Origin of the sequence: Pseudomonas sp. UBA5568, assembly GCF_002425525.1 — a bacterium.
In the GTDB taxonomy this organism is placed as follows: Bacteria; Pseudomonadota; Gammaproteobacteria; order Pseudomonadales; family Pseudomonadaceae; genus Aquipseudomonas; species Aquipseudomonas fulva.
This window is the reverse complement of the sequence record NZ_DIMK01000014.1, coordinates 58,350-84,934: the sequence shown is the minus strand read 5'-3', so window position 1 is coordinate 84,934 and position 26,585 is coordinate 58,350. Positions and strand designations below refer to the sequence as shown.

The following is a 26,585-nucleotide window of genomic DNA, read 5'->3' as shown; positions in this document are numbered from 1 at the left end:
TCAGAGCCGTGCGCAGGAATATTTGGAAATTGCCGCCGGCGGTGAACTTCCGCGACAGCTTCCCTATCAGACGTGTGGAAGCAACCTGCTCTTGATGAGAACTGACCCAAGGAGTAATCGGTTATGCGAGTTCCGTCTCTTCTGGCCGTTGCGGCCGCTGGCGCCCTGCTGATGCCAATGGCCGCGAACGCTGGCAACTTCCCTGCCGGCAAGGAAAATGCCTATATGGCCCAGTGCACGCAAGTTGCCACTGGTCAGGGCGTTGATGCCGCCGCAGCGAAAAAGCACTGCGACTGTGGTGCAAAAGCGATCAAGAAGAATTTCTCCGACGCTGAAATTGCCGACCTCGACAGCAAGGATGGCGTTGACGCCAAACTCATGCAAAAGGCGCAAAGCGTCGTGAAACAGGCCTGCGCACCTAAAAGCTGACGCTGTGTAGCTACCGGTGGTCCGCCAAGAAATTGCGCTGGATCACACTGGGGCGAAGGTAAAAGACGCGACAGCCGCAGAATTAGACTATGATGTACCCGTGCTCCGTAGCCTTGGCCGCATTGCACCACCGAAAATACTAAATGTTCTGGAGATTCACCCATGTCCAATCGCCAAACCGGCACCGTCAAATGGTTCAATGATGAAAAAGGCTTCGGCTTCATCACCCCAGCAGGCGGCGGCGACGACCTGTTCGTTCACTTCAAAGCCATCGAATCTGACGGCTTCAAGAGCCTGAAAGAAGGCCAAACTGTTTCCTTCGTCGCCGAGCGCGGCCAGAAGGGCATGCAGGCTGCGCAGGTTCGTCCGGAGTAATTCGGATAGCCGTAAAAAAACCCGCCCTCGTGGCGGGTTTTTTTTGACTTGGCTTTGACGGCTCACGTACAGGGCACAGGCGCCCTCGATACGCGAGGTAGATCTTTAGCCGCAGTTGACGCGTGTCACGCGCCCTTGCTCGTCGACGTTCAAGTTGAGCCGCTCTGAGCGGTATTCCAGGGTCACCACATCGTGGGGCTTGAGGATGCGCGCCATTTGCGAACCGCTCGCCTTGCGGGCCTGCTCCAGCAGCTCTGCGCTCCCCATCTTGCCCACTGCAAAATCAGCGCCGCTGGCCTGGCAGCGTCCATCATTGCCCGCAGGTGCCTCAGGCACTTGGCCGCCAGTGGAGTCTCCACCAGTGCTGCAGCCCGCCAGGACAGCAGCCACCGCCAGGGTCGCCAGATAAGCACGGGTACGTAACATGAAGCCTCCTAGATCATTTGGGAACTGCCTGATCCGACAGCCTCACCTTAAATTCGTTGCAAAACTGGCCAAGTCTGCACCATCAGGGCGGCTGATGGGGGACACAATCGTGACCGAATTTTACCGCCCGGCCCACACGCCGCTTGGTTTGGCCTGCAAAGTCATGATTTACTTTAAGAAGTGAAGGCATAGTGCCTGCTACGAATGCCAGGTTTGGACGTTCGTTCTTTCATCCCGCGCCGCAAGCGAGAGCTTTTCATGAGCACCCACAGCATCGATGCCGACATCAAGGTCAAATGGGCGGAGGGGCAAAGCGCCTATAGCCCCAGCACCCCGGAGGAGTTGCTGCTGATCGCCATCGACCTCCTGGTACGCGACCGCGGCGCAGAGGCAGCGCGCGGCTTCATCGACCAGGTGGTCGAACGGTATGCGCCACGCCTTGCTACTTCAAACGCGCCAGCCGCTCGCTAAGCAGGTCGAACAGCCCCTGGGCATCCCCCTCCTCTACCCACATGACATTGGCCGGTTGCTTGAGCACCCCGTACCAGTCTGCCACTGTCTGGCCGAAGGTCGGCCCCTCGCGGGTGTCGATCGTCATGTGGATCCGCCGGCCGCTGAACTGGTGGGGTTTGAGCAGATAGGCGATGACGCTGGCGTCATGCACCGGGCCACCGGGCATTCCGTATAACGCCATGTCATGGGTGATGTAGGCATTGAGGATGTCCACCACACGCTTGCTGGCCTGTGTGTTGACGCCGGCCAGTTGCTTGAGCCGTGCGTCGCTGGTCAGCAGCTTGTGGGTAACGTCCAGGGGCAGGTAGGTCAACGGTACGCCACTTGCCAGTACCACGGCAGCCGCGTGTGGGTCGGCATACAGGTTGAACTCGGCCGCAGGTGTGATATTGCCACCGTTGAAATGAGCCCCGCCCATCACCACCACTTCCTTGATGCCCTTGGCGATCTCCGGGCGCTGGATCAAGGCCAGCGCCAGGTTGGTCTGTGGCCCAAGCATGGCCAGCGTCACGCTGTGTGGCGGGGCGGTACCTAGCGTGTCGACCAGGTACTGAACAGCGTTGCCGCTCGCCAAAGGCTGCTTGGGTTCATGTACCTCTACCCCGGTGACACCTTCTTCACCGTGCACTTCGGCCGCGTAAATGGGGGCGCGCACCAAGGGGCGACCCGCACCGGCGTACACCGGAATATCCTCACGGCCTGCCCATTCGCGGGCAAGACGGGCGTTACGGGCGGTCTTCTCCAGACGCACGTTGCCGGCAACTGTCGTGATGGCACGAATCTTAAGCTCATCAGGCGAAGCCATGGCCAGAAAGAGTGCAACCAGATCGTCAGCCCCCGGATCGGTGTCGATGATCAAGTCGATGGGTGCCGCTTGTACGGCAGACGCTGCGGCCATGAGAGCGAGTCCTTGAAGCAGGGGTTTTAGCATGACGAGGCACTCCTGTTGCCAGTGGATAACGAGTAGGAAACCGTCAGTGTCAGAACGTTACGCCAGACACCAGGGCGATATTGCTGTAGGGCTGGCACTCACCCGTGCGTACCATGGCCCGCGCCTTACGCGACAGTAGCTTGAATGCTTCATGGGGCATGTATTCACGCTCGCCCAGCGTGCCCTTCAGGCGCTCGATTTCTGCAAAAGCCGGCGGCGCCACGGTTTGTATTTCTTCGGCCAACAGGTGACGCTCGACCTGCAGTTCGCTCAGCACACAACGCAGCACACTGGCGAAATCAGGCAGCCCCGGGGTGACGGCCAAGTCGATCAGCTCGACGCCGGGCGGTACGGGTAACCCGGCATCGCCGATGATCAGGATGTCGCCATGGCCCATGCTGGCAATGGTCCGGGACAGTGCAATGTTCAGCAAGGGCGTCTTCTTCATGGCAGTAGCTCCGCGAGCCTGGGAATGGAAGGTTGCGCGCCGGCGCGGGTCACCGACAGGGCAGCAGCCCGTTGCCCGAAGCGGATTGCCTCGCCCTCCTCCAGGCCCTGCACCAGCCCCGCCGCAAAGCCTCCGATGAAGGTGTCCCCTGCGGCAGTGGTGTCCAAGGCTTGCACCACGGGTGCTGGATAATGCTGGTGGCCAGCGGGCGTGACCAACAAGGCACCTTGTGCGCCGAGGGTGATGATCACCTTGCCAGCTCCCAGCGCCAGCAGGCGCGCGCCTGCCAATAAAGCGCTGGCCTGATCGTGCACAGCAACACCGGTCAGCGCCTCGGCCTCGCTTTCGTTGGGCGTCAGGTAATCGACATGGCTGAACCATTCGGCGGGCAGCGGCCCTGTTGCCGGCGCCGGATTGAGTATCACCCGCTTGCCGAGCTGACGACCCCTGGCCAACGTCCAGGCCACGGTAGCCAATGGCACTTCAAGTTGGCAGATGATCACCTGCGCCGCCTGCAGCAGGCCGTCGAAGCGCGCTACGGCGTCTGGCACCAGCAGCCCGTTGCCCCCAGGCACGATCACGATGCAGTTCTGGCTGGCCGCATCCACGGTGATCATCGCCACCCCTGTGGACACGCCGGTGCAGGTGACCACGCCCTGGCAGTCAATGCCTTCTACTTCCAGGGCATTGCGCAATTGCGGGCCGTAGGCGTCGTCGCCTACGCAGCCAATCATTGCCGCGCTGGCGCCCAGCCGCGCGACCGCCACGGCCTGGTTGGCCCCCTTGCCTCCGGCGGCGGTGAAGAAGGTATCGCCGGCCAGTGTCTCGCCAGGCCGTGGCAGGCGTTGGGCGCGCGCCACCAGGTCCATGTTGAGGCTGCCGACTACCACGACCTTGGCACTCATGTTGTTTCCTTAGCGGTAATCGTTGAACAGGTCCGGGCGCGGCCCGGTGGACTCGCGCAGAACGATGCGCGGGGTGACGATGCGCTGCTGCGATGCGCTGTTGCAGGGCTGAGCGATACGCGCCAGCAGCAGTGCCGCAGCGCTCTCGCCAAGCTCGCGGATCGACTGCCCCACTGTGGTCAAAGGTGGGTAGACGTAGCGGCTCAGCTCGATGTCATCGAAGCCGATGACCGACAGCGCACCCGGCACGTCAATGTGGCGCTCGGCCGCTGCGCGCAATACGCCGAAGCCGATCATGTCGTTACCCGCGAAGATGGCCGTCGGCCGCGCCCCTGCCAACAGCTCGGCAGCTGCAGCGTGGCCGCCGGGGCTCGTGAAGTCGCAGTGGCGCACACGCTCAGCGGCCACGGTAACGCCCGCCTCGGCCAAGGCCCGACGAAAGCCGCCCAGGCGCATCTGCGTCACCCCGGTTTCTGCTGGCCCACCGATGTAGGCAATATCCCGATGGCCAAGCTCCAATAGATGGCGCGTAGCCAGGTAGGCGCCCAACTCGTGGTCGATGCGCACCAGGTCGGCGTCGACGCCTTCGAGCTCCCGGTCCACGATGACCATGGGTGTGCGAACCCCTGCAAGGCTTTGCAACAAGTCGTCATCCTGCCCTACCGACCCTACCACCAGCCCATCGATGCGCTTTTCGAGCAGCACGCGCAGGTAGTTGCGCTGTTTTTGGGGATCGTCGTCGGAATTGCACAGGATCACGCAGTAGCCATTGCGCTCGCAGGCGTCTTCAATACCTCGGGCCAGCTCGGCGAAGTAAGGGTTGACGCTGTTGGGCACGAGCAAGCCGATGGTGGCCGTGCTGCGCGCCTTCAACGACCGCGCGACGGCGCTGGGCACGTAGTCCAGTTCCCGAATGGCGGCCTCGACTTTGAGCCGGACAGGCTCGCTCACCGGTCGCGTTTTATTCAACACATGGGACACTGTGGTGTAAGAAATCCCCGCCAGCGCCGCGACGTCTTTGATGGTTGCCATGGTTCAGTTCCGCCGGGCTGCGCGCCGGCTGCGATAAGTGTCGAGCACCACGGCAATAACGATCACAGCCCCGGTAATGATGCGCTTGGTCGGCTCACTGGCCCCGATCTGCGCAAGGCCTGCCGCCAGCACCGAAATGATGAGCACGCCAAAAAAGGTGCTGATGACTGAGCCACGCCCACCCATCAGGCTGGTACCGCCGATCACGACAGCGGCAATCACCTGCAACTCCAGGCCGGAGCCCGCGTTGGGGTCGGCTGCTTCCAGGCGCGACACCTGAAACAACGCAGCCAGGCCAGCCAGCAGCCCCATCAGGGCGAAGACCAGCACCTTGTAGGGGCGCGGGTCGATACCGGCCAGGCGCACAGCCTCTTCGTTGGTGCCGATCCCGATCAGGTAGCGCCCGAATACGGTACGGGTGAGTACCAGGTGAGCGATCACGATCACCAGCAAGGCGATGATGAACGCGGGCGATATCCCGAAGGCTATCGGGTTGGAAAACCAGGCATAGGCATCACCAATGTAGGCCGTGCGCGAATCGGTGAACTGGTAGGCCAGGCCGCGAGCCATTTCCAGCACCCCCAGCGAGACGATGAACGAAGGGATACGCCAGGCCACGGTGACGACGCCGGTAACGCTGCCAGCCAATGCGGCTACCGCCATGCCCAGCAGTGCAGCCGGCACGATGCTCCAGCCCCAGCCAAGGATCGCCACGCTGACAGTCGATGCGGCCAGGGCCAGCACCGAACCGACCGACAAATCGATGCCGCCGATGATCAGCACGAATGTCATACCCACGGCCAATACCATCAGGTCAGGTATCTGGTTGGCCAGGGTACTGAAGGTACTGTATGACCAGAAATGGCTGCTCAGCATCGAGAACAGCACGATCATCGCCAGCAAAGCGCTGGCCAGGCCCAGGTAAGTACCAAGGCCCAGGTAGGTGCCGCTGCGGCGTGCCGGGGCAGCGCTTTGGTTTTCGAGCGGTGTGGTTTTCATGCGTCCATCCTGGGGGCTGCAGGGTGCAGCAGTGCGTCACGTTTCTGATAGCCGGCGAAGGCTGCCGCCAGCAACTGGTCCTGGGTCCAGTGGTCACGTTCGAAGGTGTCGATCAAGCGACCGGCAGACAGGACCGCGATGCGGTCGCAGATCAGCATCAACTCGCGCAGGTCGCTGGAGACCACGACCAAAGCCTTGCCCTGCCGCGCGAGTTCGGCGAGCAACCCGTAGATATCGAACTTGGCACCGACGTCGATGCCGCGCGTGGGCTCGTCGAACAGCAAGACCTGGCAATCGCGCTCAAGCCAGCGGCCGATCACCACCTTCTGCTGATTACCACCCGACAGCTCGCCAACGACCTGATCGGCGCCGGCACTGCGAATGCGCATGGCCTGTATTTGCCGCTCGGCCAGTTCGCGTTCGGCTCCGCGGTCCAGGACACCGGCCCGCGACACCGCACCCAGGTTGCCCAAGGCGATGTTGGCGCTGATCGACTGGCTCAACAACAGGCCTTCGCCTTTGCGATCTTCAGTGATCAGGGCAATACCCGCGCTGACGGCGGACTTCGGCGAATCGATGGTGACAGGCAGCGGCGGCTGGCCAAGGGCGATGCTACCGCTGTCAGCGCGGTCGGCGCCGTAGATCAACCGCAGAAGCTCGGTACGACCCGCGCCGATCAGCCCGGAGATACCGAAGATTTCCCCTGCACGGACTTCGAAGGACACCTCACGCACCTTCTCACCACGGCTGAGCTTGTCCACCCTGAGCAATGGACCACCGATGGAGCGACGGCCCAGGTCGATGTGTTCTCCCAGCTCACGCCCAACCATCAGGTTGACCAACTCGGCGCTGCTGTAGCGCTGGATCGGCTCGTCGCATACCAGCCTGCCGTCGCGCAGCACGACGATGCGTTGCGCGACGCGCTGCAGTTCTTCGAGCCGGTGGGAGATATAGACGATGGCCACCCCCCGGGCGCGCAAGCGCTCGATCTGGGTGAACAGCAACTCGACCTCGCGGGCGGTCAACATGGCGGTGGGCTCATCGAAGATCAGCACGTGGCAGTCTCCGATCAGGTTGCGGGCAATCTCGACCATTTGCTGGTGACCGATGCCCAATTCTCCGACCGGTGTATCGGGGTCAATCGCCTCGAGCCCGACCTGGGCCATGGCATCGACAGCCATCTGGCGTAAGCGCTTCTGGCTGATCCAACCGAAGCGGCTGGGTAGGTTGTCCAGAAACAGGTTTTCTGCGACGGTCAGGGTGGGTAACAGGTTCAGTTCCTGCATCACCATGCGCACGCCGAGGCGCTCGGCCTCGCTGCGACTGACCGGCGCATATGCCTGCCCACGGTACAGCATGTGCCCGGCAGTGGGGGTTTCCAGGCCGCTGAACAACTTGGACAAGGTGCTCTTGCCGGCGCCGTTCTCGCCGGTCAAGGCCAGTACCTCACCAGCACGCAGCTCCAGGCTCACCTCGCCCAGCACTGGCTGGGCGTACGTCTTGCCGAGGCCGCGGGCAGTCAGGACCACGTCATGGACCGATGCGGACATCGCCGTGTCTCCTGGCAGCATCAAGGCTTCTTCGTGATCAGTTCGACCGGGGTCTGGATGACGTTATCGGCATCCACATCGGGCTTCTCGCCCTTGACCATTTTCAGCGCGGCCTGGATACCGAACACAGCCTGCTGGCTAGCTGCCTGGTCAAGCGTTGCCAGTACGCGGCCATCGGCAATCATGGGCTTGATGGCATTGATGTTGTCGTAACCGACAACCTGCACCTGGCCAGCCTTGCCAGCGGCTCGTACCGCCGAGACTGCACCCAAGGCCATGCTATCGTTGCCCGCCAGCAATGCCTTGAGCTCAGGGTATTCGTTGAGCATGGATGCAGCGACGGCATTACCCTTGTCGATTTCCCAGTTGCCGCTCTGTGTAGAGACGATCTTGATTTGCGCAGCGTCCATCGCATCATTGAAGCCTGCGGTACGCTGCTGGGCATTGGTCGTGGTCGGCACGCCTTCGATGATGCCCACCTGATCGCCCGCCTTGAGTTTTTCCTTGGCCAGGTACTCGCCCACCAGGCGTGCGCCTTTGCGGTTGTCAGGGCCTACGAACGGTACGCTGATGCCTTTGCTCTTGAGCAGTTCAGGGTCAAGGCGGTTGTCGATGTTGATCACCACCACCCCCTGGTCCATCGCCTTTTTCACAGCTGAGACCAATGCCTTGGAGTCGGCCGGCGCGATCACCAGCGCCTTGGCACCGGCGTTGACCATCTGCTCGACGATGCGGATCTGCTCGCCCGTGTCGGTCTCATTCTTGATGCCGTTGGCAACCAGGTCGAATTCGTCTGCATGGGTTTTCTGGTAGGCCTTGGCGCCGTCTTCCATGGTGCGGAAAAACTCATTGGCCAATGACTTCATGACCAGCGCCACCTTGGGTTTGTCTTCGGCATGAGCAGCAGACAGTGGCAGGGCCATGGTCAAAGAAGAAAGAACAGCGGCGGCCAACAAGCGGCCTGGGAAAGGCAGTTTCATGGGCGATGACTCCGAATCTTGTTTTTTTATCGGAAAGCAAACGTTTGCGCTGGGTAACTATGCGAACGCGGTAGGCGTTTGTCAAATACGTTTAGCTGAAGCCAGCGCAAGATTATCCGTAAATTTTCGGATAACCGAACACGTTTCCCTACAATTAATCGGGTTTTCGAATGAAATACTTCCGGCCCTGATTACGCAAGTCATTCGAAGCCCCGGCCAAAACATCATCCTCAACAGCGCCCGCTGCGGGGTTGAACCTGTCCGAGCGCGGTGTCACGAGCTGTTACAGAGGCCACCGGGGACCTGGTACGGAACATGCCTTACCGACTGCGCGACGTACTAAAACCATCTCATTAGGAAGAGAGCACAAAAACGATGAATGCCGCACTTAAATCCTTTGCCCCCAGCGCACTCGCCCTGCTGCTGATCCTGCCAACCACGGTTTCGGCCGAAGAAGCCAAAACCCAGCAGAAGCTCGCCAACGTGGTCATCCTGGCAACCGGCGGCACGATAGCCGGTGCCGGTGCCAGCGCCGCCAATAGCGCCACTTACCAGGCCGCCAAGTTGGGCGTCGACAAATTGATCGCCGGCGTACCCGAACTGGCAGACCTGGCCAACGTGCGTGGCGAGCAGGTCATGCAGATTGCCTCCGAGAGCATCTCCAACGACGATCTGCTCAAGCTGGGCAAGCGGGTGGCTGAGCTGGCCGACAGCAAGGACGTGGATGGCATCGTCATCACCCACGGTACCGATACGCTGGAAGAAACCGCCTACTTCCTGAACCTGGTCGAAAAAACCGACAAGCCTATCGTGGTCGTCGGCTCCATGCGCCCCGGCACCGCCATGTCGGCAGACGGCATGCTCAACCTGTACAACGCCGTCGCCGTCGCCAGCGATAAGCAGTCGCGCGGCAAGGGCGTGCTGGTGACGCTCAATGATGAAATCCAGTCGGGCCGTGACGTCAGCAAGTCCGTGAACATCAAGACCGAAGCCTTCAAGAGCGCCTGGGGCCCGATGGGCATGGTCGTGGAAGGCAAGTCCTACTGGTTCCGCCTGCCAGCCAAGCGCCACACCCTGGACTCGGAATTCGACATCAAGCAGATCAGCAGCCTGCCTCAGGTGGACATTGCTTACGGCTACGGGAACGTGACCGATACGGCCTACAAGGCGTTGGCACAGAACGGCGCCAAGGCGCTGATCCACGCAGGCACCGGCAACGGTTCGGTATCTTCGCGCGTAGTGCCCGCACTGCAGGAGTTGCGCAAGAATGGCGTGCAGATCATTCGCTCTTCCCACGTCAACCAGGGTGGCTTCGTGCTACGCAACGCCGAGCAGCCTGACGACAAGAACGATTGGGTAGTGGCACATGACCTGAACCCGCAGAAAGCGCGCATCCTGGCCATGGTCGCCATGACCAAGACCCAGGACAGCAAAGAGCTGCAGCGGATTTTCTGGGAATATTGATCCCAATAACGCTGGAGCCGATCACCGGCTCCAGCGTTATCAGCCCACTACTTGAACTGATATTCCAAGCCAGCACCGGCGTACCACGAACGCCCTGGGGCTGCCTCGTAGTAGCGTTTATTGCTGTCACCGACAATCACCGAACCCACGTATTGACGGTCGAACACGTTGTCCAGACGCACCAGTTGATGGAAAGTCCAGGGGCCGACCTGCTGCTCGAAGCGCGTGCGCCAGTTGAACACAGCATAGGCAGGCGCAGCTTTCTGCTGGTTGCTGTCCTCGACGAATACCTTGCTACGGTACTGCCCCTCGAACCCCATGCTGACCGAAGCGGTCGGTTTCCACACCACTTCTGCATACAGATTGTCTCGCGGCACGCCCGGCAAGCGATTGCCACTGTCGATGACTTGTCCGCCTTGCTTGAAGTCATCGGCGTAGCGAGCGTCGGTATGGGTGAACACCCAGGTGGTCTGCCAGTGCTCGGCAAAGTCGCTCTGCATGCTGGCTTCAAAACCACGGCGCACAGTCTGCCCGGCGTTGTGATAGCTGGTGCGGCCGTTGGTGGAATTATCGACCACGATTTCGTTATCCGTGCGGATCTCGAACAGGGCAGCATTCAGCCGCGTGGCCGCGCCCAGGCGATATTTCACTCCTAGCTCATATTGCTTGCTGGTGGCCGGGTCCAGCCCGAAGTTGAAACTTTCCTGCAAGCCTGGCGCATAGGCCATTTCAGCCTGCGTAGGCGTTTCGAAGCCCTTTCCCACGCTGGCATAGCCACGCAGATCAGGCGTGAAGGCGTACATCACCGACAGCGTCGGGTTGGCCTGCTGATAGCGCTTGACACCGCTGGCGTCACCGTTTTCCAGGTAGTGGTCATCGACCTTCATCTTCATGGTGCTGTAGCGCACGCCCAGCTCGCTGGTCCAGTTGCCGATTTCCCAGTGCGCCTGCACATAGGGGTCCAGGCTGGTCGCGATGTCTTTCTCGTCGCGCTTGAGCTCGCCCTTGACCCCCAGTTGGTCGCCCCGGAAGTTCTGGAAGCCCCGACGGTCATCCGTGCTCTGGTCGTAGTCGGCACCCACGGTGAGCGTGAAATGGCCGGGAACGGCCGGTACCGGCTGAATCCAGCGCAGCGTACCGCCGTGAAACTCGCGGTCAAAATCCACCACACCGCCGCCGCGCTGGCTGTTGGAGGCGATTTGCCGAGGAATCGACAGGTACTGCACCACGCTCCGACGCCCTGCGTAGAGATTGAACTGAAGGGTAGCGTCGCCAACGTAGCGCTCGTAGTTCATGCCCACCTGCTGGTGATCGATGCTCTTGCGCGTGTTGTAATCCCTTGCGCCATCGGCGACCGAACGTGGGTCGTGCTTGTAGCTGGACCAAAGCTGACCCAGCGGGTCTTGCGTGTTGTTCTGTTCCAGGCTGCTGTAGGTCAGCGCCAGGCGTGAATCGGTATCCGGCCTGATGTGCACCTTGGCGAACGTCTGGTCGCGCTTGGCCGCGCTATGGTCGCGATACCCATTGGTGTCCATGCGCGAAGCGTCCAGCACGAAACCCCCGATCTCGTTGCCCCCCTGTGCCGACAGGTGATGCTTGCTGAAGCCATCGCTGCCAAAGGTGGTTTCGGCACCCAGGCGAGCCGGCCCCACCCCGTCACGGCTGAACATCTGGATGACACCGCCAGCGTTGCTGCCATAAAGCGTAGCGGCCGGGCCGCGCAGCACCTCGATACGGTCGGCCACATCCAGGTTCAGCGTGGCTGCCTGGCCCTGTCCATCCGGGGTGCTGGCTGGGATACCATCGCTGAGCAGCTTGATACCGCGCACGCCAAATGCAGAGCGAGCACCAAACCCGCGGGATGATATCTGCAGGTCCTGGGCATAGTTCTGGCGATTCTGCACCACTAGGCCAGGGACCTTCGTCAGCACCTCTGACAAGTTGACGCCAAGTTGTCCATCGGTGCCATTGGACAGGTCGACCGTGTCCACCGAGAACGGCAGATCGAAGCTGCTGGTAGGCGCGTAGGCACCCGTGACAACCATCGGATCGATAACGATCGCGGTTGCCGGGTCGGCCCAAGCTTGATTATGAGAAGTGACACCACCGACAAACAACAGGGCGAGGTGCGTGGAAGAGGTAACGCGTAAGACCAATCGATACATGAGCAATTTCCGGAAAGTGCCGCTATTACAGCAGACCCTGGCCTGAATCGCGAACATGGCGAGGGCGATCCACAGAACTTTGCCTTCAAGCTGTTGCGAAATCCCTTACAGTGAAATACTGTACGTGCATACAGCAAAAAAAGGAAATGCCTGTGTCTACCTCCTCGCCCTCACCTGCCAGCTACCAACAACTGGGCATGCGCATTCAGAAAATCATCAACAACCCCATTGCCCAGCGCAGCCGGGCGGCTTTGATTTTTCGCCTGGAACAGGAAACACCAGAGGATTGGGACACGTTGCTGGCCGAGATTGCCGAAAATGACAACGTTACCCTCGCCCACCGCGACGATGGTGGCGTACAGCTTTTCTGGACCGTGCCCAAGGAAGACTGACCGCGCCATGAGAGTTTCGCTTATTGCAGCAGCCTGCCTGCTGATGGCTCCGCTTGCCTATGCCGATGCGCCCCGCACGTTCCAGGAAGCCAAGAAGGTGGCCAGGCAACTCTACGCACCACAATCCACCGAGTTCTACTGCGGTTGCAAATACAACGGCAACAAAGTCGACATGGCTTCATGTGGGTATTCACCACGCAAGAATGCCCAACGCGCTTCACGCATCGAGTGGGAGCACATCGTGCCGGCCTGGCAAATCGGCCATCAGCGCCAGTGTTGGCAAAGCGGCGGTCGTAAGGCCTGCTCGCAGCACGACGAGGTATACAAACGCGCCGAAGCCGACCTGCACAATCTGGTGCCAAGCGTTGGGGAGGTCAACGGCGACCGCAGCAACTACAGCTTCGGCTGGCTGCCGGAACAACGTGGGCAATACGGCCAATGCCTTACCCAGGTGGATTTCAAGGCCAGGAAGGTCATGCCGCGGCCTTCGATCCGCGGCATGATTGCACGCACCTATTTCTACATGAGCAAGCAATACAACTTGCGCCTCTCAAGGCAGGACCGTCAGCTGTTCGAGGCATGGAACAAGACGTATCCGCCGCAGCCTTGGGAGTATCAACGCAACCAGCGGGTCGGGTGCCTGATGGGGCACGGTAATGAGTTTGTAGGGCCGGTCGACCTCAAGGCGTGCAGCTGATCGACCGGCCACGAGCGCTTAGCGGGCTGCGCCGTGCTGGATGACCACCGAGTCGGTGCCAAGCTTGGCCATGACTTCATCGCGACGGGCCTGCGCCTGCTCCCGGGTAGGAAACGGCCCCAGCAGCACCACAGGCTTGCCGTCCCGGTACTCCACCGAAGACGGAATACCTTTCTCGATCAGACGCGCGGTCATGTCGCTGAGTGCACCCATGTTGGCGCCCTGGACCACTTCGACGTCCCATCCCTCTGGCGCGGGCTCACCTTCGAGCGCTTGCGCACGGCGCTGCAATTCAGCACCCCCACACAGCTCCCGAATACGCAGGTTGTCGCCATTGTCGTCGACAATGATTTCGTACTGACCGTCGCGTTTGATGGCCACATAGCTGCGGTAGGCCTGGAATTGGCCGGCATCGTCCTTGCCGCGCACCTGACCGCAGATCGTACCCTGCGTATCGATGCGAACGTTACCGAACTTGGCGGTCTTGGGATTTTGCAGGTGTTCGGCCACACGCTTGTGCACGCCCTCCACCTCGTTGTCACAGCCCGCCAGGGCCAGCACTGCCATTACCACCACCAGTTTGCGCACGCGTGTACCTCCAGGTTCGAAGAGGCGGATTCTACCACGCGAGACTGAGCATCGAACTGCGGCCAAAGGTTACAGGCTGATTCCGCCGGGCATGCAAAAAGGGCGATCATTTCTGATCGCCCTTTTTGGGATTTGGTAGGCACAATTGGACTCGAACCAACGACCCCCACCATGTCAAGGTGGTGCTCTAACCAACTGAGCTATGTGCCTGTCGTGTGGTGCGCATAGTAGAGACTCACTGAACACCTGTAAAGCTTTTTTTTCGATATAAATCAAAAACTTTCGAGCAGCCGGAGAATTGGAGCCATCTAAGCGCTTCCAAAGCAAAACGCAAAAAAGGGTGACCCTTGCGGATCACCCTTTTTCAATTTGGTAGGCACAATTGGACTCGAACCAACGACCCCCACCATGTCAAGGTGGTGCTCTAACCAACTGAGCTATGTGCCTGTCGTGGTGCGCATTCTACGCAATTACAAAGGCGTGTCAACAGTTTTTTTGAAGCTAACCCACTGAATTGCAAACTCTTTATAAAGAGGGGTCAGGCGCGAGCACTGTTCATGATTTTCGGCGGACGACTAGCGGGTGTTTATTATTATTGATAGCATCGCTACATTCGTTAAAAATATAAAACACGAGGTTCTGCAGCATGGCTAACACCCCCTACCCCCAGTCCTACTACGCCGCCTCGGCCAACCCGGTGCCGCCACGTCCGGCGCTGCAGGGTGAGGTGCAAACCGATGTCTGCATCATCGGCGCGGGCTACACCGGCTTGTCCAGCGCCCTGTTCCTTCTGGAAAATGGCTTCAAGGTAAGCATTGTCGAAGCGGCCAAGGTAGGCTTCGGCGCATCGGGCCGCAACGGTGGCCAGATCGTCAACAGCTACAGCCGCGACATCGATGTCATCGAGCGCACCGTGGGTGCTCGCCAAGCCCAGCTGCTAGGCCAGATGGCCTTCGAAGGCGGGCGCATCATTCGCGAGCGGGTGGCCAAGTACAACATCCAGTGCGACCTCAAGGACGGTGGCGTGTTCGCTGCGCTGACCAGCAAGCAAATGGGTCACCTGGAATCGCAAAAGCGCCTGTGGGAACGTTTCGGCCACAACCAGCTGGAGCTGATGGATCAACAGCGCATCCGCGAAGTGGTGGCCTGCGACAACTACATCGGCGGCATGCTCGACATGAGCGGCGGGCATATCCATCCACTCAACCTGGCCCTCGGCGAAGCTGCTGCGGTCGAATCGTTGGGCGGCACCATCTATGAACAAACTCCGGCGGTGCGCATCGAGCGCGGCGCCAACCCGGTCGTGCATACCCCACAGGGTAAAGTGCGCGCCAAGTTCATCATCGTGGCGGGCAACGCCTACCTGGGCAACCTGGTCCCGGAGCTTGCCGCCAAGTCGATGCCTTGCGGTACACAGGTCATCACGACCGAACCCTTGGGCGATGAACTGGCGCGCACACTGCTTCCCCAGGACTACTGCGTCGAAGACTGCAACTACCTGCTCGACTACTATCGCCTGACCAGCGACAAGCGCCTGATCTTTGGAGGCGGCGTGGTTTATGGTGCACGGGATCCGGCCAACATCGAGGCGATCATTCGTCCGAAGATGCTCAAGGCCTTCCCGCAGTTGAAGAACGTCAAGATCGACTACGCCTGGACCGGCAACTTCCTGCTCACCTTGTCGCGTCTGCCACAAGTCGGCCGTATCGGTGACAACATCTATTATTCCCAGGGGTGTTCAGGCCACGGGGTCACCTATACCCATCTGGCAGGCAAAGTCCTGGCCGAGGCCATGCGTGGCCAGGCGGAGCGGTTCGATGCCTTTGCCGGGCTGCCGCACTACCCCTTCCCGGGCGGTCAGATGCTGCGCGTGCCCTTCAGTGCCTTGGGCGCTTGGTACTACAGCTTGCGTGACCGTCTGGGCTTCTGAGTCAAGACGTGGCAACCGGTAAAGGGCTGCCACTGGCGTGATGGGGTTCACTCATGTTCGCCGGGCCGCGTTGCGGCCCATGCCGACCAGCCCAGCGCCCCGGCAAGGCCACGCCTTCAGTGACCGTGGGAAGCCTGATGCGAGCAGCCTCACTTGAGGCTGTCCAGGGCCTGCCTGGCCGCCAGTTCCTGGCCCGCACGCGCCAGATCGTCAGCGGCCTGTTGCCAGCGCTGACGGTCAACGTTCGCCGGCAACTCCCCCGGCGGCTGCACCAGGATTGCCCAACGGCCCTCTTTCGCCCAGGCAGAGGCGAAATCGTCGAATGCCATCACCAGGCGGCGCTGCATGCCTGCACGCATCAGCACACGCTGTTTGTAACGGTCATACCCTATCAATACCGCATACCTGGGTTCGCTCCACCATGCCGAACCGTCCTGGTAGCGAACCAGCACCGGGTTTCCAGCGGCCACCTGCGTCAACAAGGCATCTAGCCGCTTGTCCAAGGGGTACACCACCCTACCGTAGTCGCGCGCAACGCGCGGGATGCTGGTATCTAGGCTGTCGATACCTGTGGGCAGGTTCAGCGGCTGATCGAGCAGCCCAGGCGTGATGGGCGCACCTTGCTGCGACAGAATCGCGGCCAATGCCATGGCTGCGCTGTGGTTGGCGTTACCGCGGTAGAACGGAACGCTGCTGAGCTCCACCCGCTGGGGCAGGCCCTGGAGTGCGGTAGAAGGTGTCCCGGCACAACCTGCCAAGGTGACACCCAACCAGCACGCCAGGATGAGCTGGCGAACGACCTTGGTCGGCGACGAGAAGGTGAAATTGGGCATGGATACTCGCTTGCTGAACGCAGGGCAGGCAGCGCCCTGCTGTGTTCGCGATGATAGGTCCCACAACGATGGCGGTACAGTCCGACAGGGCATGTTGGCGAATCATCTCGGCACCGCAGGCGTTATTCGATGGAACGTACCCACGCAAGGGCTACACTAATCAAGTGTCTGGAAGGCAATCGCTGGCGTATCAAGCGCTCGCCGTAGAGATGGAGGCACAAATGAATATGACCTTGGCAATCATCATGTTGGTGTGCATGTGGCTCAGCGTTGCAGCGGCCATGCTCTGGGGCGTACTGCGCATCGCACGGCGGCACGCTCAACCCGTTGCGCAACCACAGCCACGCCCTCAACCCGCCCCTGCACGGCGTGCTCCACACGCAGCAGCGGCGCACTGAACCCACCTGAAACATGCAGCGAATGGGGCGCCATGCGCCCCGCCTGCTGTCATCCTTGCTTGGCCTCACGCTTCAGCCGTGCTCGACGCGCCAGGATATTCAGAATCTCGATAGCGGTTGAGAACGCCATGGCGGCATACACATAGCCCTTGGGCACGTGGGCTCCGAAGCCCTCCGCGATCAGCGTCATGCCGATCATGATCAGGAAACCGAGCGCCAGCATGACAACGGTTGGGTTGTCGTTGATGAAGTTGGCCAGCGGATCGGCCGCCACCATCATCACAATCACGGCAGTGATCACGGCGATGATCATGATAGGCAAGTGCTCAGTCATGCCTACTGCGGTGATAATGCTGTCTACCGAGAACACAATATCGAGCAACAAAATCTGGAAAATCGCTGCGGCGAAGCCCAAGGTAACGGTAGAAGAAGCCTTGGACTCTTCCTTGGCACCGTGTGGGTCGACGTTCTCGTGAATTTCCTTAGTGGCCTTCCACAGCAGGAACAGGCCGCCGGCGATCAGGATCACATCCTTCCAGGAGAAGGCGTTGCCAAACACCTCGAACACAGGGTCGGTCAGCTGCACGATCCAGGCAACGGTGCTCAGCAGTGCCAGGCGCATCACCAGTGCCATGCTGATACCGATGCGGCGTGCCTTGGAGCGATACGCGACTGGCAGTTTGTTGGTCAGGATGGAGATGAAGATCAGGTTGTCGATACCCAGTACAACTTCCATGGCCACCAGCGTGGCGAGCGCCACCCAGGCTGTCGGGCTAGCGGCAAGTTCCAGCAAATATTCCATTGTTCACATCCTGTCACGCGGGTTGGGGATCAAATGTCCTGGGTTTCGGAAGCGGTGTCATCTTGCTCGGGCTCTCGCCGGTCGGTCCCAAGCGCGTCGCTCAAGGCCTGCTGGGCCGCCTGGTTGGTTTGCTCGATCACCTGCTGAGCCGACTTCGCCGCCTGGTCAAGCACTTGCTGGGCAGACTTCTCGGCCTGATCGCAGCCGGCCAGGGCCAACAGCGTCATGCCCATGACCAGCGCAGTACCCATTGATTTGAAATACAGCATAGGCGCCTCCGGAATGATGTGCGCAGGCGCGTATCCGCCTGAATGAAGTGGATTCTAGAGGGCGCAATACTTCTGTAAAATTCGTATTTTCAAGCGATATACTTCGCTTTTTCCGAATCGGCATCTGCGCTAATGCTTAACTATCGCCAGCTCCACTACTTTTGGGTGGTAGCCCGAACCGGCAGCATCGTTCGGGCGAGCGAGCAATTGAATCTGACGCCACAGACCATCAGCGGTCAGATCACGCTATTGGAACAGGCTTATGGCGTCGAACTGTTCCAGCGGGTTGGCCGGCAATTGGAACTCACTGAGACCGGACGCCAGGCGCTGACGTATGCCGAGCAGATGTTCCAGCTGGGGGGCGAACTCGAAGCCATGCTGCGTGCCGGCCCTCAGGAGCAGATCCTGTTCCGGGTCGGGGTGGCTGACGTGGTGCCCAAGTCCATTGTCTATCGATTATTGGCACCCACCATGGAGCTTGAGAACGTGCTGCGCATCAACTGCCGTGAAGACAAGCTGGAGCGGCTCCTGGCCGACCTTGCCATTCAGCGACTGGACCTGGTCATTTCAGACAGCCCGATGCCGCCCCACCTGGACATCAAAGGGTATAGCCAGAAACTGGGAGAATGCGGCCTGAGCTTTTTCGCAACCCCAACATTGGCCCTTCAGCACGATGGCCCGTTCCCTGAATGCCTGCACGATGCGCCGCTGCTCATACCCGGGCAAGAAACGGTGCTGCGCAGCCGCCTTCTACGCTGGCTTGGTGATCAACATCTTCAACCGCGCATCGTCGGCGAGTTCGACGACAGTGCCTTGATGCAGGCGTTCGGGCAGTCTGGCAGCGGCATCTTCGTGGCGCCCAGCGTGATTGCCGAAGAAGTGTGTCGGCAGTATGGCGTACAGTTGATTGGGCAAACCGAGGCCGTGAACGAGTCCTTCTACGCCATTTCGGTCGAGCGCAAGGTCAAGCATCCTGGCATCGTTGCCATCACCGAAGGGGCGCGACGCGAACTGTTCAACTGGTAGCGCTCCCCACAACGGGCAGTAAGTGCCTGGGCGAGGTCTATGGTAAAGTCCAGCCCTTTTCGAATTTCAGGACCTCGCTGCGCATGACACCGCTTCTTCGCCTTCTCAACCGCACCGGCCTGGTGACGCAAATCGTTATCGGCCTGGTGGCAGGTATCGCGCTTGCCCTGATCGCCCCCACCGTTGCCCGTGACCTGGGCTTTCTCGGTACGGTGTTCGTCAGTGCCTTGAAGGCGGTGGCGCCAGTGCTGGTCTTCGTTCTGGTCATGGCATCGATTGCCAATCACCGGCACGGACAGGAAACCCATATCCGCCCCATCTTGGGGCTGTACTTGCTCGGCACATTCGCCTCGGCTGTCGTGGCGGTGGTTGCCAGCATGGTATTTCCTTCGCACCTGGTACTGAACGCAGCGGATGCCGCCCTGAGTGCACCGGGCGGCATCAGTGAAGTGTTGAAGAACCTGTTGCTCAGTGCGGTCGACAACCCGATCAACGCGTTGCTCAATGCCAATTTCATCGGCGTGCTGACCTGGGCTATCGGCCTGGGCATCGCGTTGCGCCGCGCCGGTGACACCACCCGCAAGGTGGTCGACGACCTGTCCAACGGCGTCACGCTGATCGTGCGCATCGTCATTCGCTTTGCGCCACTGGGCATCTTCGGCCTGGTCACCTCCACCTTGGCTCAGTCAGGGCTCAAAGCCATGTTGGGGTACCTGCACCTGCTGGCGGTACTGATCGGGTGCATGCTGTTCGTCGCCCTGGTCATGAACCCGCTGATCGTATTCTGGAAAACCCGTCGAAATCCCTACCCACTCACCCTGCTGTGTCTGCGTGAAAGCGGCATCACTGCATTTTTCACCCGCAGTTCGGCAGCCAACATCCCTGTGAACATGGCGTTGTCCGAACGCCTTGGGCTGCATGAGGATACTTATTCGGTATCCATTCCGCTGGGGGCCACGATCAACATGGCTGGCGCTGCAATCACCATCACCGTATTGACGCTGGCGGCGGTGCACACCTTGGGGATTCCCTTGGACCTTCCCACGGCAGTGTTGCTCAGTGTGGTAGCGGCGGTCTGTGCCTGCGGTGCGTCCGGTGTGGCCGGCGGCTCCCTGCTGCTCATCCCATTGGCCTGCAGCTTGTTCGGCATTCCCAGTGAGATCGCCATGCAGGTTGTGGCTGTGGGGTTCATCATCGGCGTGCTGCAGGATTCTGCCGAGACCGCGCTCAACTCCTCCACCGACGTGCTGTTCACCGCAGCCGCCTGCCAGGCCGAAGCGCGCCGCAGCGCCTGATTTAGCCGGGCCGTCTTGCGGCCCTCCCCTCATACACCTACGCTAATGGCCTTTTCCCAGCAATGAGACAGGGCCATGTCCGAGCAAGACACCACCACTGAAGGTCGCTTGAGCAGCGTCGAGATTCGCGTGCTCGGCTCGCTGATCGAGAAACAGGCCACCAGCCCGGAAAGTTACCCGCTTACCCTCAACGCCCTGCTCCTGGCCTGTAACCAGAAGACCAGCCGCGAGCCGGTGATGAACCTTACCCAGGGCCAAGTGGGTCAGGCGCTGCGCAGCCTCGAAGCACAACAGATGGCACGCTTGCAGATGGGCAGCCGCGCCGACCGCTGGGAACACCGGGTGGACAAGGCGCTGGAATTGGTTCCTGCGCAGCTGGTGTTGATGGGGCTGATGTTCCTGCGTGGCCCGCAAACCTTGAGCGAGTTGCTGACCCGTAGCAACCGCCTGCACGATTTCGACGACACCGACCAAGTTCGCCACCAGCTAGAACGTCTGGTGTCACGGAACTTGGCCGTGCACCTGCCGCGTCAGGCTGGCCAGCGTGAGGACCGTTACACTCATGCGTTGGGTGACCCGGCAGACATCGAAGCCATTCTGGCTGCAAAGCAGCAGGAGAGCTCAATGCGAAGTGGTACCAGTACGGTTACGCAGGATCGAATCGAGGCACTGGAAGCGCGTATCGCTGCACTGGAAGCGCGCCTGGACGCACTAGGCGGCTAGTCTTCAGCGGTCTGATTTGGGGAAGTTGCGGCAGCTCTTGCGCTCGGTCATTTCGCGATCGCTTGGGCGCTGGTCGACAAACACCGTGTGGCCGTTGCTGTAGATCTCAAGGTAGCCCCAGTGCAGGTCTTGTTCAGTCTGCCCGGGCTTTGGCGGCACTAGCCACCAGGGTTCGCGGCTGATCAGGGTCATGGCGTGGCTCCTGAGGGGTCTGCTTGTAAGCATAGACACCCTCATGGCTCGTGGGTTTAGCCAGGCCCATGACAAGACCCCCGCATGCGCTGCGCCGTGGGGCACGGCCAGTTCATGCGAGGGTTGCGGTTCTGCTGAAATGTCGCTTATGCAGGCGCGGAGGCGCGGATCAGGTGGTCGAAGGCGGCCAGAGACGCCTTGGCCCCTTCGCCAACGGCGATCACGATCTGCTTGTAAGGCACCGTCGTCACGTCACCTGCGGCGAACACACCGGCAATACTGGTCTGCCCTCTGGCATCGACGATGATTTCGCCGCGTGCCGACAGTTCAACGGTGCCTTTGAGCCAATCAGTGTTCGGCAACAGACCGATCTGAACGAAAATCCCCTCCAACGCCAGCTCATGCTCGATGTCGCTGGTGCGGTCCTTGTAGCGCAGGCCAGTCACTTTCTCGCCATTGCCGATCACTTCGGTGGTCAGTGCCTGGGTGATGACCGTCACGTTAGGCAAGCTATGCAACTTGCGTTGCAGCACCGCATCGGCACGCAGCTGGCTGTCGAATTCAATCAACGTCACCTGCGCCACGATCCCCGCCAAGTCGATCGCCGCTTCCACGCCAGAGTTACCACCACCAATCACCGCCACGCGTTTGCCCTTGAACAACGGGCCGTCACAGTGCGGGCAGTAGGCCACGCCACGGCCACGGTATTGCTGTTCGCCCGGCACATTCATTTCGCGCCAGCGAGCACCGGTGGCCAGGATGACCGTCTTGGCCTTGAGCGAAGCCCCGCTCGCCATGCGCACTTCATGCAGGCCACCGTCGGTAGCCGGAATCAGTGCTTCACCGCGCTGCAGGTTCATGATGTCCACGTCATACTGCTTGACGTGTTCTTCAAGCGCGGTGGCCAGTTTCGGGCCTTCGGTTTCATGCACGGAAACGAAGTTCTCGATGGCCATGGTGTCGAGCACCTGCCCGCCGAACCGTTCGGCGGCCACGCCAGTGCGGATACCCTTGCGCGCGGCATAGATGGCGGCAGAGGCACCCGCCGGGCCACCGCCTACGACCAGTACATCGAATGCTTGTTTGGCGTTGAGCTTCTCGGCCTGACGTGCGCCGGCGTTGGTGTCGATCTTGCCAAGAATTTCTTCAAGGCCCATGCGCCCCTGGCCGAACACCTCACCATTGAGGTACACGCTGGGCACGGCCATGATCTGGCGGGCATCGACTTCAGCCTGGAACAACGCACCGTCGATGGCTACATGGCGCACGCTTGGGTTGAGCACCGCCATCAGGTTCAATGCCTGGACCACATCCGGGCAGTTCTGGCAGGACAGCGAGAAGTAAGTCTCGAAGTTGAACTCACCTTCCAGCGTCTGGATCTGCTCGATCACTTCCAGGCTGGCCTTGGAGGGGTGGCCGCCCACTTGCAGCAGCGCCAGCACCAGGGAGGTGAACTCGTGGCCCATGGGAATACCAGCAAAACGCAGGCTGATGTCGCCGTTGGGGCGATTGAGCGAGAACGAAGGGCGGCGGGCGTCGTCGCCATCGGCTCGCAGGGTGATGAGGCTGGACAAGCCGGCGATTTCCACCAGCAGGTCGTGTAATTCGCGGGACTTCGCACCGTCGTCGAGGGAGGCAACGATCTCGATCGGCTGGGTGACCCGCTCCAGGTAGGTTTTCAGTTGCGATTTAAGCGTGGCGTCCAACATACGGGCGATTTCCTTTTTCAAACTCAGATACAAAAACGCCCAGGCGAAGTCGCCCGGGCGTTTGACGGGGCGGTAAGTGGTTCAGCTGTGGCGGCTGCTTACCGCCCGCGTTTGGCACATGACTGGCTGCTCATCCCGCAAGGCCTGTGCGGCGCTGCCGCTGCACAGGCGCTTATCGGGCGACAATCAGATCTTGCCGACCAGATCCAGCGACGGCGCCAGAGTGGCCTCGCCTTCTTTCCACTTGGCTGGGCAGACTTCGCCTGGGTGGGCGGCGACATACTGGGCAGCCTTGACCTTGCGCAGCAGCTCGGTGGCGTCACGACCCACACCGCCGTCGTTCAGCTCGACGATCTTGATCTGGCCTTCGGGGTTGATCACGAAGGTACCGCGGTCCGCCAGGCCGGCTTCTTCGATCAGCACGTCGAAGTTGCGGGCGATCACATGGGTCGGGTCGCCGATCAGTGGGTACTGAATCTTGCCGATGGTGTCGGAGGTGTCGTGCCACGCTTTGTGGGTAAAGTGGGTGTCGGTGGAAACACCGTAGATCTCAACGCCCAGTTTCTGGAACTCGGCGTAGTTGTCAGCAAGGTCACCCAGCTCGGTCGGGCAAACGAACGTAAAGTCGGCTGGATAGAAGAACACGACAGACCATTTGCCTTTCAGGTCGGCTTCGCTGACCGGGACGAACTCGCCCTTGTGGTAGGCAGTGGCGTTGAACGGTTTGACCTGGCTGTTGATGATAGGCATGAGAGACGCTCCTTCATGGGTTGAAATCAGTTGACGGAGAGAATCCTAACCGCATGGACCGATAAAGGCTCATTGGCAAACCTGATGCTCATGATTGGTTTTGGCTATGAATGGGACAGGTTACAAAGCGCTTACCGGGGTAATGCCCAAGCGCGCGGCTAGCCTATGAAACCGACCGCGCATGGGGCGACGATTACGTAATCGTCGCCCCGCAAGCTGGCCGCACGTTGCATGCGGCCTGGGCTGAGTCAGCGGGTCACCGTGCGCAGAGTCACGAACTCTTCCGCTGCCGTGGGGTGCACGCCGATGGTTTCATCGAACTGTTGCTTGGTCGCGCCCGCCTTGAGTGCGATGCCAAGGCCCTGGATGATCTCGCCTGCATCCGGCCCGACCATGTGGCAACCCAGTACCTTGTCGGTCTTGGCATCTACCACCAGCTTCATCAAGGTCTTTTCCTGAATGTCGGTGAGGGTCAGCTTCATGGCGCGGAAGCGGCTTTCAAAGACCTTGACCTCGTAGCCCTGCTCGACGGCCTGTTCTTCGGTGAGCCCTACCGTGCCGATGGGCGGCTGGCTGAACACGGCCGTGGGGATGTTCTGGTAATCCACGGGGCGGTACTCCTCCGGCTTGAACAGACGCCTGGCCACGGCCATGCCTTCGGCCAATGCCACCGGGGTCAACTGCACACGGCCGATTACATCTCCAATGGCCAGGATCGAAGGCGCCGTGGTCTGGTACCGATCGTCTACGCGCACATAGCCCTTGTCATCGAGTTCGACACCGGTGTTTTCCAGGCCAAGGTTGTCCAGCATCGGACGCCGGCCGGTGGCGTAGAAGATGCAGTCGGCAACCAGTTCCCGCCCGTCCTTGAGCGTCGCCTTGAGGCTGCCATCCTCAAGCTTGTCGATGCGCTGGATGTCAGCATTGAACTGCAAATCGAGCCCGCGCTTTTCGAGCTCCTCCTTCAGGTGAGTGCGCACCGAACCATCGAAGCCGCGCAGGAACAGATCGCCGCGGTACAACAACGTTGCCGCGGCGCCCAGCCCTTGGAAGATCCCGGCAAACTCCACTGCGATGTAGCCGCCGCCCACCACCAACACCCGCCGCGGCAGGTCCTTGAGGTAAAACGCTTCGTTGGAGGTGATCGCCAATTCCTTGCCCGGGATGTCCGGCACCTGGGGCCAGCCGCCAGTGGCGATCAGGATGTGCTCGGCACTGTAGCGCTGGCCTTCGACTTCGACCTCGTTAGGTCCGGTGATGCGCGCATGACCTTGAACCAGGGTCACGCCGCTGTTGACCAGCAGGTTGCGGTAGATACCGTTGAGCCGTTCGATTTCACGGTTCTTGTTGGCAATCAGGGTGCCCCAGTCGAAGTGCCCTTCTTCCAGGGTCCAGCCGTATCCAGCCGCCTGCTCCAGCTCATCAGCCACATGGGCGCCGTACACCAGCAGCTTTTTGGGCACACACCCCACGTTGACGCAGGTGCCGCCCAAATAGCGGCTCTCGGCAACCGCTACCTTGGCGCCAAAACCGGCAGCGAAACGTGCGGCGCGCACGCCACCGGAGCCGGCGCCAATCACGAACAGATCAAAATCGTAGGCCACTTTTCGTTCTCCAAAAAAAAGCTGCAAGCTTCAAGCGGCAGGCTGCACGAACGGGCAGCGTGGCTTGTCACTTGCAGCTTGGTACCGGCAGTTTCAAGCTTCAAGCATCAGGCGGCAAGAAAAAATGCGCCTGGCTTGCAGCAGGGGCTCAGTAAGCCTTGCCAGCCTTGTAGTAGTTCTCGAAGCAGAAGTTGGTCGCGTCGATGTAGCCCTCGGCGCCACCGCAGTCGAAACGCTTCCCTTTGAATTTGTACGCGATCACGCAGCCGCTCTGGGCTTGTTTCATCAAGGCGTCGGTAATCTGGATCTCACCGCCCTTGCCGGGCTCGATGTTCTCGATGATATCGAAGATGTCGGGCGTCAGGATGTAACGGCCGATGATGGCCAGGTTGGACGGCGCATCCTCGGGTTTGGGCTTCTCAACCATGTTGGTGACACGGAAAATGTCGTCACGAATCATGTCGCCGGCAATGACACCGTATTTGTTGGTTTCCTGCGGATCGACTTCCTGAATGGCGACGATCGAGCAACGGAACTGGTTGTACAGCTTCACCATCTGGGTCAGCACGCCATCGCCTTCCGGGTTGACGCACAGGTCATCGGCCAGCACCACTGCGAACGGCTCGTCGCCGATCAGGGGACGGCCAGTGAGGATCGCGTGACCCAAGCCTTTCATTTCGGTCTGACGGGTGTAGGAGAACGAGCACTCGTCCAGCAGGCGACGAATGCCTACCAGGTACTTCTCCTTGTCGGTGCCCTTGATCTGGTTTTCCAGCTCGTAGCTGATGTCGAAGTGATCTTCCAGTGCGCGCTTACCGCGGCCGGTAACGATGGAGATCTCGCTCAACCCTGCATCCAATGCTTCCTCAACGCCGTACTGGATCAACGGCTTGTTGACCACTGGCAGCATTTCCTTCGGCATGGCTTTGGTGGCTGGCAGGAAGCGAGTGCCATAGCCGGCTGCCGGGAACAAGCATTTCTTGATCATAAACGTCCTTAACAAAGGCTAGGCCTGGGGGTTACGGCGCAGTCTAATCAGGCGGCGGTCACCTTACAATGCCCCGCCTGTGGCCGATCGTTGGGAACATAGAGGCAACCGCTCACGGATAGTTCAAAGGGCCGCCCAATATTCCTCACCGGTACGTCACCCCTCCAGGCCG

The 26,585-nt window shown here is 60.5% G+C and carries 28 protein-coding genes and 2 tRNA genes; 10 read left to right on the top strand and 20 right to left on the bottom strand.

Annotation, left to right across the window (positions count from 1 at the left end; all coding sequences use genetic code 11):
• Positions 1-123 precede the first annotated feature (123 nt).
• Positions 124-429 carry a hypothetical protein gene (locus tag B2S33_RS04265; protein ID WP_280076811.1) on the top strand — a complete coding sequence of 102 codons (306 nt, stop codon included), beginning with the start codon at positions 124-126 and terminating at the stop codon, positions 427-429.
• 162 nt (positions 430-591) lie between these two features.
• The gene (locus B2S33_RS04260; RefSeq protein ID WP_028633362.1) at positions 592-804 is read left to right on the top strand and encodes a cold-shock protein; all 213 of its coding nucleotides are present in this window, start codon (positions 592-594) and stop codon (positions 802-804) included.
• A 105-nt stretch (positions 805-909) separates the two neighbouring features.
• Here the strand turns inward: B2S33_RS04260 and B2S33_RS04255 are convergent, their stop codons facing one another.
• Complete coding sequence (locus B2S33_RS04255) at positions 910-1,230, bottom strand: I78 family peptidase inhibitor (protein ID WP_049695795.1); 321 nt, start codon at positions 1,228-1,230, stop codon at positions 910-912.
• Between the two features lie 258 nt (positions 1,231-1,488).
• On the opposite strand from B2S33_RS04255, the gene B2S33_RS04250 reads away from it, so the two are divergent.
• Positions 1,489-1,701: a hypothetical protein gene (locus tag B2S33_RS04250; RefSeq protein WP_027916081.1), complete on the top strand. Its 213-nt coding sequence runs from the start codon at positions 1,489-1,491 to the stop codon at positions 1,699-1,701.
• Here the strand turns inward: B2S33_RS04250 and B2S33_RS04245 are convergent.
• From B2S33_RS04245 to B2S33_RS04215, 7 genes are read right to left on the bottom strand one after another with little or no spacing between them, the layout of a single operon-like run.
• The gene (locus tag B2S33_RS04245) at positions 1,673-2,674 is read right to left on the bottom strand and encodes a nucleoside hydrolase (protein ID WP_027916082.1); all 1,002 of its coding nucleotides are present in this window, start codon (positions 2,672-2,674) and stop codon (positions 1,673-1,675) included. The genes B2S33_RS04250 and B2S33_RS04245 overlap by 29 nt on opposite strands.
• 49 nt (positions 2,675-2,723) lie before the next feature.
• Complete coding sequence (rbsD, locus tag B2S33_RS04240; RefSeq protein WP_027916083.1) at positions 2,724-3,122, bottom strand: D-ribose pyranase; 399 nt, start codon at positions 3,120-3,122, stop codon at positions 2,724-2,726.
• Complete coding sequence (gene rbsK / locus B2S33_RS04235; protein WP_027916084.1) at positions 3,119-4,027, bottom strand: ribokinase; 909 nt, start codon at positions 4,025-4,027, stop codon at positions 3,119-3,121. Before rbsK ends, rbsD begins: the two co-directional genes overlap by 4 nt.
• Positions 4,028-4,036: 9 nt before the next feature.
• Positions 4,037-5,059, bottom strand: coding sequence for a LacI family DNA-binding transcriptional regulator (locus B2S33_RS04230; protein ID WP_059183860.1), 1,023 nt, complete (start codon positions 5,057-5,059; stop codon positions 4,037-4,039).
• Positions 5,060-5,062: 3 nt separating this feature from the next.
• Positions 5,063-6,058, bottom strand: coding sequence for an ABC transporter permease (locus B2S33_RS04225; protein ID WP_145279758.1), 996 nt, complete (start codon positions 6,056-6,058; stop codon positions 5,063-5,065).
• Positions 6,055-7,608 carry a sugar ABC transporter ATP-binding protein gene (locus B2S33_RS04220; RefSeq protein ID WP_145279760.1) on the bottom strand — a complete coding sequence of 518 codons (1,554 nt, stop codon included), beginning with the start codon at positions 7,606-7,608 and terminating at the stop codon, positions 6,055-6,057. Before B2S33_RS04220 ends, B2S33_RS04225 begins: the two co-directional genes overlap by 4 nt.
• Positions 7,609-7,628: 20 nt before the next feature.
• Positions 7,629-8,588 (bottom strand): sugar ABC transporter substrate-binding protein, encoded by a 960-nt coding sequence (locus tag B2S33_RS04215; RefSeq protein ID WP_288649907.1) that lies wholly within the window; start codon positions 8,586-8,588, stop codon positions 7,629-7,631.
• A 375-nt stretch (positions 8,589-8,963) separates the two neighbouring features.
• Between B2S33_RS04215 and B2S33_RS04210 the strand changes: the two genes are divergently transcribed.
• Positions 8,964-10,052, top strand: coding sequence for an asparaginase (locus B2S33_RS04210; RefSeq protein ID WP_028686428.1), 1,089 nt, complete (start codon positions 8,964-8,966; stop codon positions 10,050-10,052).
• Between the two features lie 47 nt (positions 10,053-10,099).
• On the opposite strand, the gene B2S33_RS04205 is transcribed toward B2S33_RS04210, so the two are convergent.
• The gene (locus B2S33_RS04205; RefSeq protein WP_242810547.1) at positions 10,100-12,097 is read right to left on the bottom strand and encodes a TonB-dependent receptor family protein; all 1,998 of its coding nucleotides are present in this window, start codon (positions 12,095-12,097) and stop codon (positions 10,100-10,102) included.
• 266 nt (positions 12,098-12,363) lie between these two features.
• Between B2S33_RS04205 and B2S33_RS04200 the strand changes: the two genes are divergently transcribed.
• A complete protein-coding gene (locus tag B2S33_RS04200) occupies positions 12,364-12,609 on the top strand; it encodes a DUF1654 domain-containing protein (protein ID WP_028686430.1) in 246 nt (81 codons plus the stop codon).
• A gap of 7 nt (positions 12,610-12,616) precedes the next feature.
• The gene (locus tag B2S33_RS04195) at positions 12,617-13,306 is read left to right on the top strand and encodes an endonuclease (protein WP_027916093.1); all 690 of its coding nucleotides are present in this window, start codon (positions 12,617-12,619) and stop codon (positions 13,304-13,306) included.
• A gap of 18 nt (positions 13,307-13,324) precedes the next feature.
• Here B2S33_RS04195 and B2S33_RS04190 read toward each other — a convergent pair whose 3' ends face one another.
• From B2S33_RS04190 to B2S33_RS04180, 3 genes are all read right to left on the bottom strand, one after another.
• On the bottom strand, positions 13,325-13,894 hold the full coding sequence (locus B2S33_RS04190) for an SPOR domain-containing protein (RefSeq protein ID WP_027916094.1): 570 nt from the start codon (positions 13,892-13,894) through the stop codon (positions 13,325-13,327).
• 133 nt (positions 13,895-14,027) lie between these two features.
• Positions 14,028-14,104 (bottom strand) — tRNA-Val (locus B2S33_RS04185).
• A 160-nt stretch (positions 14,105-14,264) separates the two neighbouring features.
• Positions 14,265-14,341 (bottom strand) — tRNA-Val (locus B2S33_RS04180).
• Between the two features lie 199 nt (positions 14,342-14,540).
• Here B2S33_RS04180 and B2S33_RS04175 point away from each other — a divergent pair.
• Entirely contained in the window at positions 14,541-15,824 is a 1,284-nt protein-coding gene (locus B2S33_RS04175; RefSeq protein ID WP_027916095.1) for an NAD(P)/FAD-dependent oxidoreductase, read from the top strand.
• Positions 15,825-15,973: 149 nt separating this feature from the next.
• Here the strand turns inward: B2S33_RS04175 and B2S33_RS04170 are convergent, their stop codons facing one another.
• The 3 genes from B2S33_RS04170 to B2S33_RS04160 form a co-directional block, all read right to left on the bottom strand.
• A complete protein-coding gene (locus tag B2S33_RS04170) occupies positions 15,974-16,657 on the bottom strand; it encodes a peptidase C39 family protein (RefSeq protein ID WP_027916096.1) in 684 nt (227 codons plus the stop codon).
• Between the two features lie 447 nt (positions 16,658-17,104).
• Positions 17,105-17,857, bottom strand: coding sequence for a TerC family protein (locus B2S33_RS04165; RefSeq protein WP_027916097.1), 753 nt, complete (start codon positions 17,855-17,857; stop codon positions 17,105-17,107).
• Positions 17,858-17,886: 29 nt separating this feature from the next.
• A complete protein-coding gene (locus B2S33_RS04160) occupies positions 17,887-18,126 on the bottom strand; it encodes a hypothetical protein (protein ID WP_059183857.1) in 240 nt (79 codons plus the stop codon).
• A gap of 132 nt (positions 18,127-18,258) precedes the next feature.
• Between B2S33_RS04160 and nhaR the strand changes: the two genes are divergently transcribed.
• From nhaR to B2S33_RS04145, 3 genes are all read left to right on the top strand, one after another.
• Entirely contained in the window at positions 18,259-19,152 is an 894-nt protein-coding gene (gene nhaR, locus B2S33_RS04155) for a transcriptional activator NhaR (RefSeq protein ID WP_028686432.1), read from the top strand.
• Between the two features lie 83 nt (positions 19,153-19,235).
• Positions 19,236-20,447, top strand: a complete 1,212-nt coding sequence (gene sstT, locus B2S33_RS04150) for a serine/threonine transporter SstT (protein ID WP_049695793.1) — start codon at positions 19,236-19,238, stop codon at positions 20,445-20,447.
• A 75-nt stretch (positions 20,448-20,522) separates the two neighbouring features.
• Complete coding sequence (locus B2S33_RS04145) at positions 20,523-21,170, top strand: YceH family protein (RefSeq protein WP_049695792.1); 648 nt, start codon at positions 20,523-20,525, stop codon at positions 21,168-21,170.
• A 3-nt stretch (positions 21,171-21,173) separates the two neighbouring features.
• Here B2S33_RS04145 and B2S33_RS04140 read toward each other — a convergent pair whose 3' ends face one another.
• The 5 genes from B2S33_RS04140 to galU all read right to left on the bottom strand — a co-directional run bounded on the left by B2S33_RS04140 (position 21,174) and on the right by galU (position 26,413).
• Positions 21,174-21,362, bottom strand: a complete 189-nt coding sequence (locus B2S33_RS04140) for a hypothetical protein (RefSeq protein ID WP_027916102.1) — start codon at positions 21,360-21,362, stop codon at positions 21,174-21,176.
• A gap of 146 nt (positions 21,363-21,508) precedes the next feature.
• Complete coding sequence (gene ahpF, locus B2S33_RS04135; RefSeq protein WP_288649905.1) at positions 21,509-23,071, bottom strand: alkyl hydroperoxide reductase subunit F; 1,563 nt, start codon at positions 23,069-23,071, stop codon at positions 21,509-21,511.
• A gap of 186 nt (positions 23,072-23,257) precedes the next feature.
• Complete coding sequence (gene ahpC, locus B2S33_RS04130; protein WP_028686434.1) at positions 23,258-23,821, bottom strand: alkyl hydroperoxide reductase subunit C; 564 nt, start codon at positions 23,819-23,821, stop codon at positions 23,258-23,260.
• Positions 23,822-24,069: 248 nt separating this feature from the next.
• Positions 24,070-25,425: a glutathione-disulfide reductase gene (gene gorA, locus B2S33_RS04125; protein WP_280076818.1), complete on the bottom strand. Its 1,356-nt coding sequence runs from the start codon at positions 25,423-25,425 to the stop codon at positions 24,070-24,072.
• Between the two features lie 148 nt (positions 25,426-25,573).
• Complete coding sequence (galU, locus tag B2S33_RS04120) at positions 25,574-26,413, bottom strand: UTP--glucose-1-phosphate uridylyltransferase GalU (protein WP_027916106.1); 840 nt, start codon at positions 26,411-26,413, stop codon at positions 25,574-25,576.
• Between the last annotated feature and the right edge of the window lie 172 nt (positions 26,414-26,585).